Below are 14,575 nucleotides of genomic sequence, written 5' to 3'. Positions count from 1 at the left end.
CCTCCACTAACCTAAATCAATACAAAGCTTTCGTAAAATAGCCTGCTCCTCTATAACTTTTTGGAATTCTTCAATTCCTTTTGCATTTTTACTCTTCTCGTCTAAACTTGCCTGTCTAATTTTAAGTATACTTTCAGTGATGGCTTTTTTCTTTTCGTCATCACTAAGGTTAGTCCCCAAGGTTGTATTAAGTATTTTTGAAAGCAGTTTCTGCTTTTCCATATCTTCCGTATAGTCGTCACAAATATTTGAAAATGTTAAATCTCCCCTGTTTAACTTATCAAATATTTTTATTGCTACATCACGATAGAATCCTTCACTAAAATTCTGTGGTGAAATATACTCACTTATCTTTTTGAAGAGTTCTATTTCTTCTACCATCCATGTAAGTAAAAGCCCTTGTGCTTTAGTATATCCACTGTCAACTTTTGGTTTATCCTTACTCTGCACAATCTTAGTTGAATTTGTAAAATTTCCAAAAGAATTTACCATATCAAAAAGTGCCTTATATTCAATCATAAGTCTCTTTGCCACAGCATGAGTATAATTTTCTCTCTCCAGCTTTTCTCCAAACTGACTTAGCATTCTTGCAACTTCTCTATAAAAGTTTGTTCGCTCATCCGGTTCATTTAAATTATAATTTCTTTTTAGTGTCTCCACTTCCCAAAGAAAAGCATTATCAGCATTATCTATTCTCTTTTGAAATTCCTCACTGCCTAGATTTTTTATAAATTCATCCGGATCCTTGTATGGAGCCATAGATAAAACTTTTACATTTATATTTTCCTCTTTCAAAAGAGGAATAGCTCTCTTAGCAGCATTAATACCGGCATTATCAGAGTCATATGTCAATATTACCTTTTTAGTGTATCTTCCAATAAGCTTCACATGCAATGCTGTCAACGCCGTACCAAGACTTGCTACAGAGTTTTCAAAGCCTGCCTTATGTAGAGCGATTACATCCATATATCCCTCACATATCAAAAAGAAATCTCTTCTTGTCCGTTTTGCAAAATTAAGTCCATAAAGATTTCTACTCTTGTCAAATGCAAGTGTTTCAGGCGAATTAACATACTTAGGCAAACCGTCTCCCAATACTCTTCCACCAAATCCTATTACTCTGGCATTGGCATCTATTATCGGAAACATAACTCTATTCCAAAACCTGTCTCTGACACCCTTTTCGTCAATATTTATAAGTCCGCTTTTTTTCAATATATCATCATTATATCCTGATGATCTTAGATACTGATACAAATCATTTGGTGTCTTTCTTGCAAATCCCAATCCAAAATGTGTTATATCTCTTGCACTAAGCCCTCTCTCACTGAAGTACTTTAACCCAATTTCTCCATCTAATGAAAATAAATTGTCATAAAAGTACTTAGCTGCCATTTTATTTATTTCTAATATAATATTTTTTTCATCATTTTTTGCACGATCGTTTTCACTTACCTGTGGCAATTCTATATTTGCCCTCTTAGCCAACAAGTTTAACGCTTCTGTAAAAGAGTAATTCTCATATTGCCTTATAAATGTAATTACATCTCCTCCTACACCGCAACCGAAGCAATGAAATAACTGTTTACTTGGTGATACTGAAAACGAAGGAGACTTTTCTGAATGAAACGGGCAAAGCCCCATATAATTCGCACCTTTTTTTTGTATCTTCACATAGCTTGAAATAACATCTACTATATCATTGGCAGATCTTACCTCATCTATTAAATCATTTGAATAATACAATTATTTCTCCTTAATATACATCCCAGGATTTTGGAACAAATAAGTCTTTGAATTTTTCTATAGCGTACAAATCTGTCATACCGGCTATATAGTCACAAACTACCAGTTCACTATCCTGCTTCAATTCTTCAATAAAAAATATATATTCTTTAGGAAGTTTGTCATTATGGCACATATAATAGTCAAAAAGAGACTCAATCATTGCCTTAGCCTTGCCCTCCTGTGACTTGGGAACTTCATTGTGATAAACCTTTTTAAACATCCAAGTTCTAAGTCCCATCATTGCCTTATATTTCTCTTTATTCATTGATATTTCCGGTTTATCAATACTTTCCTCTATAACACCATGTATGAGATTATTCAATCTTTCTCTTACCGAATGTCCAAGTATATCTGTATATTCTGTAGGTATATCATCCTCTACCAGAATATGTGCTCTGATAGAATCATCAATATCATGATTTATATAGGCAATTTTATCTGAAAGTCTAACCACATGTCCCTCAAGTGTAGCCGGATTTCCTGATGTTCTATGATTTAATATGCCGTCTCTTACTTCCTTTGTGAGATTAAGTCCTTTTCCGGACTTTTCTATAAACTCTACAATCCTAACACTCTGTTCATAATGAGCAAAGCCATATGAACATACTTCATTTAGCACATCCTCTCCGGAATGACCAAATGGAGTATGGCCAAGATCATGACCTAATGCTATAGCTTCTGCCAAATCTTCATTTAATCTCAGCGCCTTGGCTATAGTTCTTGCAATTTGTGCCACTTCAAGCGTATGAGTAAGTCTGGTGCGGTAATGGTCTCCTTCAGGTGCCAAAAATACCTGAGTCTTATGTTTCAGTCTTCTAAACGCTTTTGAATGAAGTATTCTGTCTCTATCTCTCTGATAGACTGTCCTTATATCACAAGCTTCCTCATATCTATCTCTTCCTAAAGAATTTTTACTTAAAGCAGCGTACTTACTAAGAGTCAATTCTTCTCTAAGTTCTATATCTTCTCGTATATTCATATTTACTTTAATTTAAACAATGTTGAAAGAATACCTCTACCGACACTTGCACCCAGATTTCCACCTAGACTTGATCCAAACTTTCCTCCTGTCTTTCCTATAGCCTTTCCAATCTGTCTGCCTATAGTACCTGCAGCAGTTCCTGCAACTGAAGCTACACCTTTCTTTATAGCATCCTTTTTCTTCTTTTCTTCTTTTTCAGCTTCCTTTGCCTGTCTTTCAGCCTCTTTTTGTGCCAATTTTTCTTGCTTTTGGGCCTCCTTTTGTTCTAATTCAGCCTGCCTTTCTTCTTCCTGCTTCTGGACCATTTCTATTTGTAATCTTTGCAAAAACTCATATGCAGAATCTCTATCCACCATATCCTTGTATTTGCCTGCCAAATCTGACATAGAAATAACAGTAGCCCTCATCATATCATCTATAGTTCCAAGATATGACTGTGGCGGGAGCACTTTTGCCTTTCTTACCATAGCCGGTGCTCCATCATCACCAATAAAGGATACAACCGCCTCTCCTATACCAAGATTAGTTATTATTTCAGCTGTATCAAAATCAGGATTTACTCTATAACTCTGTGCTGCAGCCTTTATTCCCTTTTGCTCTGCAGGTGTATACGCCCTTAATGCATGCTGAACCTTATTTCCAAGCTGTGCCAATACTTCATCAGGAATATCACTTGGATTTTGTGTTATAAAATACACTCCGATACCTTTTGATCTTATAAGTTTTACTACCTGCTCTATTTTTTGAAGCAATGCCTTTGGAGTATCCTTAAACAAAAGATGTGCCTCATCAAAGAAAAATACCATCTTAGGTTTGTCAAGATCTCCTACTTCCGGCATTATTTCAAACAATTCTGCAAGCATCCAAAGCATGAATGTTGCATATATACTCGGATCATTTATTATGGTAGTGGCATCCAATACATTTATCATGCCCTTGCCATCCTTAGTTACAAACCAGTCATTTATATCTATTGCCGGTTCTCCAAAAAATATATCTCCGCCCTTATCTCCAAGAGAAACCAGTCCTCTCATTATCGCATTAACACTTTGAGGTGCTATATTTCCATATTCAGATTTATATTCAGCTGCATTCTCACTGACATAGTTTAACATACTCTTTAGATCCTTTAGATCAATAAGTAATAATCCCTCATCATCTGCTATCTTAAATACAATATTTAAAATATCACTTTGAATTTGATTTAATTCCAGTAATTTTGCTAACAGCATTGGACCAAACTCTGATATTGTTGTTCTAAGTGGAAGCCCCTTTTTTCCAAATATATCCCAAAAAATAGTAGGATATGCTTTAAATGAAAAATCTTCTCCCATACCTAGCTCCAACACTCTTTTGCTTATACTCTCTTTTTCTTCACCAGGTCTACACATACCTGATAAATCACCCTTTATATCAGATAAAAATACCGGTACACCGGCATCTGAAAACGACTCCGCCATCACTTTAAGAGTGACTGTCTTACCTGTTCCTGTGGCTCCCGCAATAAGACCATGCCTGTTTGCATACTTTGACTTTATACATAATTTGGCATCTCCATCACTTGCCACCCATATTTCATTATCTTTATACATATTATCTCCTAAGTACTCAATTTATAATTCTATTTTATCCCAAGTTTCACATTATAACAAGCAGATAAACTATTTTTTAATACAAAAAGAGCCAGTACTTAAGTACTGACTCCCTTTGACCACAAAAGTGGCTTCCGTTTGTACACTAAATAAACTTTCGTCTATTAAATCTAAAATTATATTATTTTGAATATAATGTTACAAGCTTCTCAAGATATGAGAATCTTTCCTTAGCATCTTCCTCATTCTTAGCAAAGAGTTTAGCTGCTCTCTCAGGATCCTTGAGTGCAAGAGATGAGTAACGAACCTCACCCTTAAGGAACTCTTGGTAATCTCCTTTAGGAGTCTTAGAATCAAGTGTGAACTTATTCTCAGCATCAGGATTGAATCTGAAGTTATTCCAGTAACCTGCCTCAACAGCAAGCTTCTCCTCTGTCATAGCCTTACTCATACCAAGCTTGATACCATGGTTGATACATGGAGCATAAGCGATGATAAGTGATGGACCCGGATAAGCCTCTGCCTCAGCTAATGCCTTAACAGTCTGGTTGTAATCAGCACCCATAGCTATCTGTGCTACATATACATAACCATAGCTCATAGCAATACTTGCAAGATCCTTCTTCTTTGTATCCTTACCACCTGCAGCAAACTGTGCTACAGCACCTGTCTTTGTTGCCTTTGAGCTCTGTCCACCTGTATTTGAATAAACCTCTGTATCAAATACCATAATATTTACATCCTTGCCACTTGCGATTACATGGTCAAGACCACCGAAACCGATATCGTAAGCCCAACCGTCACCACCGAAGATCCACTGACTCTTCTTTGACAAGAACTCCTTATTATCAAGGATTTCCTTAGCCTCAGCTGTATTTAACTTCTCAAGTTCAGCTACAAGTTTGTCTGTTGCTGTACCATTGAGTGCACCTACAGTAAATGTGTCAAGATATTCCTTAGCTGCTGCCTTAAGATCATCTGAACCACTCTGTGCAATAGCCTCAACCTTTGACTTAAGTCCTTTTCTAAGAGCCTCATTTGCAAGGAACATACCATAACCAAACTCAGCATTATCCTCGAACAATGAGTTAGACCAAGCAGGACCCTGTCCCTTAGCGTTTACTGTATATGGTGTTGAAGGTGAAGAGTTACCCCAGATTGATGAACAACCTGTAGCGTTTGAAATATACATCCTCTCACCAAACAACTGTGTAATAAGTCTTGCATAAGGTGTCTCTCCACAACCTGCACATGCACCTGAGAACTCAAGTAATGGCTTCTTGTACTGTGATCCCTTAACTGTTGTCTCCTTAAACTTAGCAATAACCTCAGGCTTCTCAGGAGTAGCGTTTGCATAATCAAACCACTTCTGTCTCTCAACATTCTCCGGCATGCTCTGCATTGTAAGAGCCTTCTCACCCTTCTTTCCAGGACATACATTAGCACAAGAACCACAACCTGTACAGTCAAGAGCTGATACAGCTACTGTAAACTTGTAATTTGGCATACCTGTCATTGGGAGTACGCTCATTCCCTCAGGAGCGTTATTTGCCTCATCCTCTGTAAGAGCAATTGTTCTAATAACTGCATGAGGACATACATATGAACAGAAACCGCACTGAATACAGTTATCACTGTTCCAGATAGGCATATTTACAGCAATACCACGCTTCTCATATGCTGATGTACCAACAGGTGTTGTACCATCAACATAGTCAACGAATGCAGATACCGGAAGGTTATTACCCTCTTGTGCACTTACAGCTGTCTGGATAGTATTAGCAAACTTAATTGCATCCTCTCTACCCTCTGTATGTACCGCATAGTCAAGTCCCTCATCCTCAGCATTAGCCCAACTTGCAGGAACCTCAACCTTGTGAACATTCTTAGCACCTTCTTCAATAGCTGCCCAGTTCTTCTTAACTACATCCTCACCTTTTCTTCCGTAAGTCTTCTCAGCCGCCTTCTTCATAAGATCAATAGCCTGCTCCTCAGGAATAATTGCTGAAAGCTTAAAGAATGCTGACTGAAGAATTGTGTTAATTCTTGTTGGTCCCATACCTGTTGCAACACCAATCTTTACACCGTCAATTGTGTAGAAGTTAATATTGTGATCAGCTATGTACTTCTTAACCTGCCCTGGGATGTGCTCTTCAAGCTCTGCATCTGACCATGTACAGTTAAGTAGGAATGTACCGCCATCAACAAGCTCCTGTACCATGTTATACTTTCTGATATATGCAGGATTGTGACATGCTACAAAGTTAGCCTTACGAATAAGATATGTTGACTTAATTGGCTTCTTACCGAAACGCAAGTGGCTCATTGTAACACCACCTGACTTCTTTGAGTCATAGTCAAAGTATGCCTGTGCATACATGTCTGTGTTATCACCAATGATCTTGATAGAGTTCTTATTAGCACCTACAGTACCGTCAGCACCAAGACCCCAGAACTTACAGTTTGTAGTTCCTTCAGGTGTTGTAACGAGTGCCGGACCCGGATCAAGTGAAAGATGTGTAACATCATCATTGATACCGATAGTAAATCTAGCCTTCTCTGTATTGTGGAATGTTGCAACTATCTGAGCAGGTGTTGTGTCCTTTGAACCAAGACCATAACGACCACTAAATACAGGAACACCGTCAAACTTTGTTCCTCTAAGTGCTGCAACAACATCAAGCCAAAGTGGCTCACCAAGTGAACCCGGCTCTTTTGTTCTATCAAGAACCTGAATTCTCTTAACACTGTCAGGGATAGCATCAATAAGTGCCTGTGCACTGAATGGTCTGTAAAGTCTAACCTTAACAACACCAACCTTCTCTCCCTGCTTTAAAAGATAATCAATTGTCTCTTCTATTGTATCATTAACTGAACCCATAGCGATAATGATTGTCTCAGCATTAGCATCACCATAGTAGTTAAATAATTTGTAGTCTGTACCAATCTTAGCATTAACCTTGTCCATATATTCCTGAACAATTGCAGGTAATGCATCATAATAAGGATTGCTTGCTTCTCTTGCCTGGAAGAAGATATCAGGGTTCTGTGCTGAACCTCTCTCTACAGGACGGTTTGGATTAAGTGCATTCTTTCTGAAAGCTGCTATAGCATCCATATCTGCCATATCCTTAAGATCCTCATAGTCCCAAGCTTCAATCTTCTGAATCTCATGTGATGTTCTAAATCCATCAAAGAAATTGATAAATGGAACTTTACCCTTTAATGCTGATAAATGTGAAACAGGTGTTAAGTCCATAACTTCCTGAACTGATGATGAACAAAGCATTGCAGCACCTGTCTGACGACAAGCATAAACATCTGAATGATCACCAAAGATACTAAGTGCATGTGTTGCAATAGCACGTGCTGAAACATTGATAACAGCCGGAAGCTGCTCACCTGCTATCTTATAGATATTGGGGATCATAAGAAGAAGGCCCTGTGAAGCTGTATATGTTGTTGTTAAAGCTCCAGCTGAAAGAGAACCATGAACTGCACCTGCAGCACCTGCCTCTGATTGCATTTCTGTTACTTGTACAGTCTGGCCGAAAATATTCTTTCTACCCTCTGTTGCCCACTCATCAGTGTGCTCTGCCATGACAGATGATGGTGTTATCGGATAAATTGCAGCAACATCAGTATACGCATATGATGCATGAGCAGCTGCCTGATTACCATCCATGGTCTTCATTTGTCTCTTAGCCATTTAATTCCTCCTACTAAGTAAATCTTTATAATATTTATAAAAATAAAAATATTAGTTTTCGTCTCTCATTATACCAATTTTAAAAAAATTTGCAAATAATTATACCTATGTTTTGTGTACTATTCTTAGTACAAAATGGCATGTATCTGCTTTAAAACAAAAACATCCTTGAAACCAAACTTTTATTTTCATATTTTAAAGCTTTTTAATATTTTAATTTGTAAAATATATCATTAGTAATTTATTTTATAATCATCACTATTATTATACTACCTAAATCTGCAAATCCTATCTGCTTTGCTATTGCCAAATATAAGACAAATAAAAAATGAAATTATAGTCATTATAACTAACATCTTTATGCCACCAAATTTCACTAAGTTTATATTATTAAGCACAAAATAAGTGAAGGCATCTCTCACAGGTCTGTGAAATACAAATATAGGTAAAGTGTATACTCCAATTTTTTTCAAGAGAGAATCTCCCAAAAAACTTCTCTTAGAGCATATCACAAACACAAAATAAGCAATACTCAAGGCATATGGAATAAATATTATACGAAGTGGATTTAATGCCCCCTTAAAAATAGGCAAAATATTATTTTCAGCTATACGATATCCCCATGGACCGTAAAAAGCTATAGTATAAAATCTTGTATACTGAAATAAAACAACAAGACTCCCAACACTCAGAATTCCAAGTGAAAAGAAAAGTATATTTGTTTTTTCAAATATTGAAGTCTTAGTTATGGATGAATATTTCTTATACAATAATCCTATATAAAAAAAAGGTGCAAATGATATAACCCTGTCTAAAGAAAGAAAATCTTCTATTTTTGTTTGCCAACCACCATTTGTCATTGAAATAAAAAGAGTTACAAGCATCAATACGGAAATATATATTGTTATGCCATCTATAAATCTTCTCTCATTATTTTCAATTTTTTTTGAATTCTTTAAAAATATTTCTACCGGCAATAGTGATAGTCTAAAAATTATCAGAGTAGAAACATACCAGGGAGTAGAGGACTCATGAAAAAAATCCGGAAATATATTTTTATCACCATAAAATAGCATATCACTTATATGCAACAATATTTTCATAAAAAAGAAAAGCAATACCAATGATATTATAGACCTAACTCCGGTACCCTTTCGTCTCCAGGAATCATAGTAAACATAACCTGAGACAAAAATAAAAGCCGGCATATGAAAGCTGTAAATGAAGAAAAACAATTTTGTAATAAACATATATTCTCCATCCTTGATAGGCAAAAGAAAATGTCCAAGTACTACTAAAAAAATTAAAACACCTTTAAAAATATCCAGACTATCTATTCTATTTTCCTGATTTCCGATATCTGTATTCATACAATACTTCCTTTTATAAAACATAATAACAAAGTGTGTAAGAACTATCCTACACACTTTGTTTAAACTCTTTTAACTATTATAATTGTTCATCATTTAGATCAAAAATATTTCTCTTCTTAAAATCATCATCCTTATATCCATTCATAAACCACCTTTTTCTTTGGTCAGCAGTACCATGGTCAGATAGCTCTGCACTATAATATGATCCCATAATTACATCATCACCAATACTATCGGCAGCCGCTATTATCTCTACTATATTATCTACAGATAAAATCTCTGTATCATTAGCATCTCCCAAATCTTCTAAGTAATCACAAAATCTTCCTGCATAATAATCAGCTTGCAGCTCCAAACGAATATTCAATCTGTTAGCTCCGACATTATCTCTTTTAGCTATCATCTTATATTGTCTTTTACTAACCATATCCATATCTCCCAATAGATTCTGTATATGATGTCCATATTCATGGGCCATTACATAGTCTATGGGTGCTACACTATCCATACTAACCTCTTCCATTTGAGCTGAATCTACAAAGAGAATACCGGAAGTATAAAAGCAGCCACTTCTTACAGCTTCTTCTCCTTCTAATAAAAGATTGATTTCATCCTTATATACTACTAAAATAGGTTTAAAATAGTCATATCCTCCTGTATTATCACGAGCATTATCATAATCTTCGCTCCAATATCGATCCAAAAGTGCCATTATCATTGAATAGTAGTCCATCTCGCTTTGGGTTATATCTTGTCCAACAATGTAATAAACATCATCAATATAATCATTATCATACTCATCATAATCATCAAGAATATCAATATCGTACTTAATATAACTATATTCATTTCCGGTTTGTGAGGTAGACTCTTGATACTCTTCTTCACTTTTCTCTGTATCATATCCATCTTCTGTCTGATTAGAATAACCTTTTGCTCTCTTTGACTCATTATAATAATCACTCATAACCGAACTTGATATACAGCCGGTAAATAATGCACTTGTACACAATAGACTTAATGCTATTATTATTTTTTTACTTAAATTCATGCTTTATGCTACCCTTCAATCTAATATTATTAAATATACACTCCTAAACAATATCACATACTAAATTAGTCTTTTGTACTCAAATATCAGAAAAAATTATATATAATTTTTTCTATATAGTCAATAAAATCTTATAAAAAAGCAATGCTATTTCTTAACTATTATTAATATTTTATATCAATAATTATAAATCTTATAACTTGCGATAATTATCCAAAAGCTTCTTCAAATCAGCTATATCCTCCTGCAATTTTTTACCGATATCTGTATCTCTTACAAACATACGATATACATCTTTTTCTATTATCTCAGATTCAGATTCGATATCAGTATTATTCATCAAGGCATCTTCTACTGATGTAAAAGGTGTATGTGCTTTTAGCCTCAGTCCATGTGAGTTAAATATTAGAGTATAGCCTGCTATTCCTGTAGTTTTATTCATAGAACGACAAAATCCACCATCAATAACAAATAATTTCTCATTTGCCCTTACAGGATTCTCACCATCCACTGCATGAACAGGTGTATGTCCATTTATAATATGAGAGTGAACATCATATAGTCCAAACTCATGTAAAATCTGACTGCAGAAGCTCTCGTCATAATATTTACTATAGTATGGATTTGATTTTTCCTTCCAAAAATTTTTATTTTCAATATAGTCACGCTCAAAAGTTTTTACAACTCTTCCACATAGTGGAGATTTTTCTCCTCCCCACAAAAACCACATAAAATCAACATCATCCGTATTAGGGTTATCTATATAAGCAGCTCTAGCCTTTTCCTCACATATATCAAGCAAAGCCTTTCCATGGTAATATTTACCATTTATGAATAGCATATCAAATATACCATTGTCATCTACAGGAACACAGCCATGGAAAATCAGATTCCTGTTGTAAACATTATACATACTTCCCTTATCATATAGGAATTTTATATGTTTATTTAGTCTCTGACCGGAAACGAAACTTCTATGTAATTTTAAAACAATCTCATTTTCTTCATCGCTAAGTTCGTAAGGATTGTTTACATCCAGTGTCGGAAATACATTTGTCTTTAAAGGTATTTCTTTACCCTCAATAGTTACTGTACCATCCGTTGGATTAATATGCTCTAAAAGCAATCTATCATCCATACCATACTCCGGATGACTCTTAATCAACTGACCTTCTAATTTAAACAGTATAACCTTTATTGCAGCCAATGCAGCCTGTATCCCGTCCTTTATACCATACTTTGACATACCAAAAAGCATAAGAGGCCTTAAGCTAATACCATATGCATTTTCCAAAATCTCTACATTTCCATACTTTAAATTATTACGAATGACATTACAAATGCAGGCATCATTTCCACAGGCAGCTCCCATCCACAAAATATCATGATTTCCCCATTCAATATCTAGAGAATGGTAGTTCATCAACAAATCAATAATTTTATCTGCACTGCCACCTCTGTCAAAAATATCTCCAACTATATGCAAATGATCCACTGCCAATCTTTTTATCAGTGCAGAAAGTGCAATTATAAACTCATCTGCATCATCCAAATCAATGATTGTCTGCAAAATATGTCTATGATAACTTACTTTATTAGTATCCTCATTTTTCTGTGCATGTAAAAGCTCATCAATAATATATGCATAGTCTTCCGGCAATGCTTTTCTTACCTTTGATCTTGTATACTTTGATGACAGCAATTTTGCAAGCTGTATCAAATAATTCAATGTCATTGTATACCAGTCATCATCTATCCTACCTGTTTCACTCAATATTGTCATTTTTTCTCTTGGATAATATATAAGTGTACATAGCTCCTGTCTATCAAATTCTGACAATACATCCTTAAAAATTAAATCAACTTTTTCCTTTATTACACCTGAACAGTTATTCATTATATGTAAAAAAGCCTCATATTCACCATGTATGTCACTTAAAAAGAATTCTGTACCTTTTGGTAAATTTATTATTGCTGACAGATTGATAATCTCTCTTATTACTGATTGACTTGTTGAATAATTTTGTTTCAAAAGTTTTAAATACTTTATATTCCCACTATCTTTATTCATAAATTTCTCCCCCAAAAATTTATCATTTCTGTATAAATTTCTGCACTACTGTGATCTAATTCAAGTTTATCATTAAAATTTGTGTTAAGTCAATATAATTTAACTATATTTTTAAATATTTCAGTCTATATGCTTTTTTTATGATTTTTATACAAAAAAACCAAGCAGATATCCACTTGGCTCTCAAAAATATTATTTTGCTTTAATTTCCCAACTTTGATACTGTTTCTTCAGCTTTAGTTGTTGCTTCTGTTGTACTCAGCTTCTCAACAGTCTCCTCTATAGTAGTTTCTTTTGGCCTTACACTCTCTTTAGGCTTAGGCTTTGTTACCTCTGTACCTTCGCTAGACTTACTGTCTTTCTCTTCTGTAGGTAGTTTTTCTACAGTACTCTCTACAGTATTTGCAGTTTCCTTCTTTTTAGCAGAGGTTTCAATTACCTTACTGTGATTTGTTTCCACACTGTCTACTGTACTTGAATGTATATCAGTGCTTGTTTCAGTACTTACAGAGCTACTCTCTGTAGGATTTGTTGCAGCAGTAGTTTCAACACTTCCGGAATTCACCTTTATCTTTGCAGCCTTACCCTTGTAGCTGGAACTATGGAAAGGCTCTTCCTTTATAATAACTCCATCTTTTTTTACAATATAATTGGTAGACCATCTTGACCCGTTCTTTGCCTCACTGATAACAACTTGCTTTCCTTTATCCAGATTTTTATCTTCGATATATTCAGGAGCAGGTGGATTCAAATCTCCAGTCTTTTTTGATGACATTTCTATAGTTGTTCCATCCTCCAATATAGGAATACCTATAATAGAGCAGGTAAGAGTCTGTCCTGTAAGTACTGCACGAATAGCAATAGCTGTATCTGAAGTATTTACAAACTTCATATCAGGACCTGCATAACCGTCATAACTTACCATGGCGTCCTCTCCCGGTGTAACATAGCTCGGCTCAAATGAATGTGCATGTCTTTCTGTAGTTGTCAAACCTGCAAATATAACTGCATTATATAATGTAGATGAAACTTGGCACACTCCGCCACCCGGTTCCTCTGATAAAACACCATTTACATAAGCACCCGCAGGCTTATATCCCTTTTCTAGAGTTCTGTTTCCTGTAGTATTATTAAACGAAAACTCCTCTCCGGGCTTTACTATAAGACCGTCCAGAGCCTGTGCTGCAAGTGAAATATTGGTATTTCTATCCTTATTATCAGTAGTCTTTGTTGTAAATGTACCTATAACCTTATATTTTTCTTTGGCCTCAGCAGCTGTAATACTTGGCTTTACTTCATTCCTTACCACTGAAATATCTGCTTGAAAGTTCTTCCTACTCACAAAAGACTTTAAATCTTCTTTAAGTCTCTTATCATCTATCAGATATCCATTGCTTTCACTTTCATATGTAAAATTTTTTGTTTCTTTATTAAAACCTGATATGGACCCATTTTTAGGCTTAATATCCCATTTTTCTTTTGCCTTTTTTACCATAGCATCTATATCATTATCATCAAAACTGATATCATAATGTGTTGCTGCATTAGATACATCAGAATATATCTCATTTAAAAGCTTATCCAGCTTTTCATCCAATGCATTATCCAAAATAAGACTATCACTTTCATCCTCACCTATATGGAGCTTTAACTTCCAGGGGTATACTTTTTCTATAGCTGATTTTGCTTCTGACATTGTCATTCCTGTAATGTCTATTTCATCGATAGTTATCTGCTTTTTCAATTTTTCTATGGCAAGTTCAGTAGTCGTCTCTACACTCTCTGTACTTAAACTACCAACAAATTTGATTGCCTTATTTATTCCGAATACTATAAATATAAGTAGCACAATTAAAGCAGCTACCAATATAAATACATTTTTATAATTTATATCAGATGCATATTGCCCTTTTTTTGCTCTTTTTCTGGCCGCTCTTACTCTTTCAGATCCGGATATCTTTTTATCTTTTTGATTTTTCAACATTTCCATTCCTTATGTAATATCTATT

8 protein-coding genes are annotated in these 14,575 nt (G+C 35.0%); all 8 read right to left on the bottom strand.

The genetic code is table 11. The features are described from left to right. Positions 1-6: 6 nt before the first annotated feature. A complete protein-coding gene (gene dnaG, locus D4A81_RS05545; RefSeq protein WP_111524127.1) occupies positions 7-1,746 on the bottom strand; it encodes a DNA primase in 1,740 nt (579 codons plus the stop codon). Between the two features lie 10 nt (positions 1,747-1,756). Then, positions 1,757-2,767 (bottom strand): deoxyguanosinetriphosphate triphosphohydrolase, encoded by a 1,011-nt coding sequence (locus D4A81_RS05540; protein ID WP_111524126.1) that lies wholly within the window; start codon positions 2,765-2,767, stop codon positions 1,757-1,759. 2 nt (positions 2,768-2,769) lie between these two features. Next, positions 2,770-4,362, bottom strand: a complete 1,593-nt coding sequence (locus tag D4A81_RS05535; RefSeq protein WP_111524125.1) for a helicase HerA-like domain-containing protein — start codon at positions 4,360-4,362, stop codon at positions 2,770-2,772. Positions 4,363-4,543: 181 nt separating this feature from the next. Beyond that, positions 4,544-8,071, bottom strand: a complete 3,528-nt coding sequence (gene nifJ, locus D4A81_RS05530; protein ID WP_111524124.1) for a pyruvate:ferredoxin (flavodoxin) oxidoreductase — start codon at positions 8,069-8,071, stop codon at positions 4,544-4,546. 269 nt (positions 8,072-8,340) lie between these two features. Beyond that, the gene (locus D4A81_RS05525; protein ID WP_111524123.1) at positions 8,341-9,441 is read right to left on the bottom strand and encodes an acyltransferase family protein; all 1,101 of its coding nucleotides are present in this window, start codon (positions 9,439-9,441) and stop codon (positions 8,341-8,343) included. A gap of 79 nt (positions 9,442-9,520) precedes the next feature. Further along, complete coding sequence (locus D4A81_RS05520; RefSeq protein WP_111524122.1) at positions 9,521-10,495, bottom strand: neutral zinc metallopeptidase; 975 nt, start codon at positions 10,493-10,495, stop codon at positions 9,521-9,523. A gap of 193 nt (positions 10,496-10,688) precedes the next feature. Next, positions 10,689-12,566, bottom strand: coding sequence for a fructose-1,6-bisphosphatase (locus D4A81_RS05515; RefSeq protein ID WP_111524121.1), 1,878 nt, complete (start codon positions 12,564-12,566; stop codon positions 10,689-10,691). A gap of 202 nt (positions 12,567-12,768) precedes the next feature. Continuing rightward, positions 12,769-14,550, bottom strand: coding sequence for a VanW family protein (locus D4A81_RS05510; RefSeq protein WP_111524120.1), 1,782 nt, complete (start codon positions 14,548-14,550; stop codon positions 12,769-12,771). Positions 14,551-14,575: the final 25 nt, after the last annotated feature.

The sequence above is a fragment of the Lachnoanaerobaculum umeaense genome (assembly GCF_003589745.1).
Classification (GTDB): Bacteria; Bacillota; Clostridia; order Lachnospirales; family Lachnospiraceae; genus Lachnoanaerobaculum; species Lachnoanaerobaculum umeaense.
This window is presented reverse-complemented; position numbering and strand designations above follow the sequence as displayed.

Excerpts from the sequence above, each read along its gene's own strand:
- D4A81_RS05540 (WP_111524126.1), bottom strand. The coding sequence starts at position 2,767 with ATGAATATACGAGAAGATATAGAACTTAGAGAAGAATTGACTCTTAGT.
- D4A81_RS05535 (WP_111524125.1), bottom strand. The coding sequence starts at position 4,362 with ATGTATAAAGATAATGAAATATGGGTGGCAAGTGATGGAGATGCCAAA.
- nifJ (WP_111524124.1), bottom strand. The coding sequence starts at position 8,071 with ATGGCTAAGAGACAAATGAAGACCATGGATGGTAATCAGGCAGCTGCT.
- D4A81_RS05525 (WP_111524123.1), bottom strand. The coding sequence starts at position 9,441 with ATGAATACAGATATCGGAAATCAGGAAAATAGAATAGATAGTCTGGAT.
- D4A81_RS05520 (WP_111524122.1), bottom strand. The coding sequence starts at position 10,495 with ATGAATTTAAGTAAAAAAATAATAATAGCATTAAGTCTATTGTGTACA.
- D4A81_RS05515 (WP_111524121.1), bottom strand. The coding sequence starts at position 12,566 with ATGAATAAAGATAGTGGGAATATAAAGTATTTAAAACTTTTGAAACAA.
- D4A81_RS05510 (WP_111524120.1), bottom strand. The coding sequence starts at position 14,550 with ATGTTGAAAAATCAAAAAGATAAAAAGATATCCGGATCTGAAAGAGTA.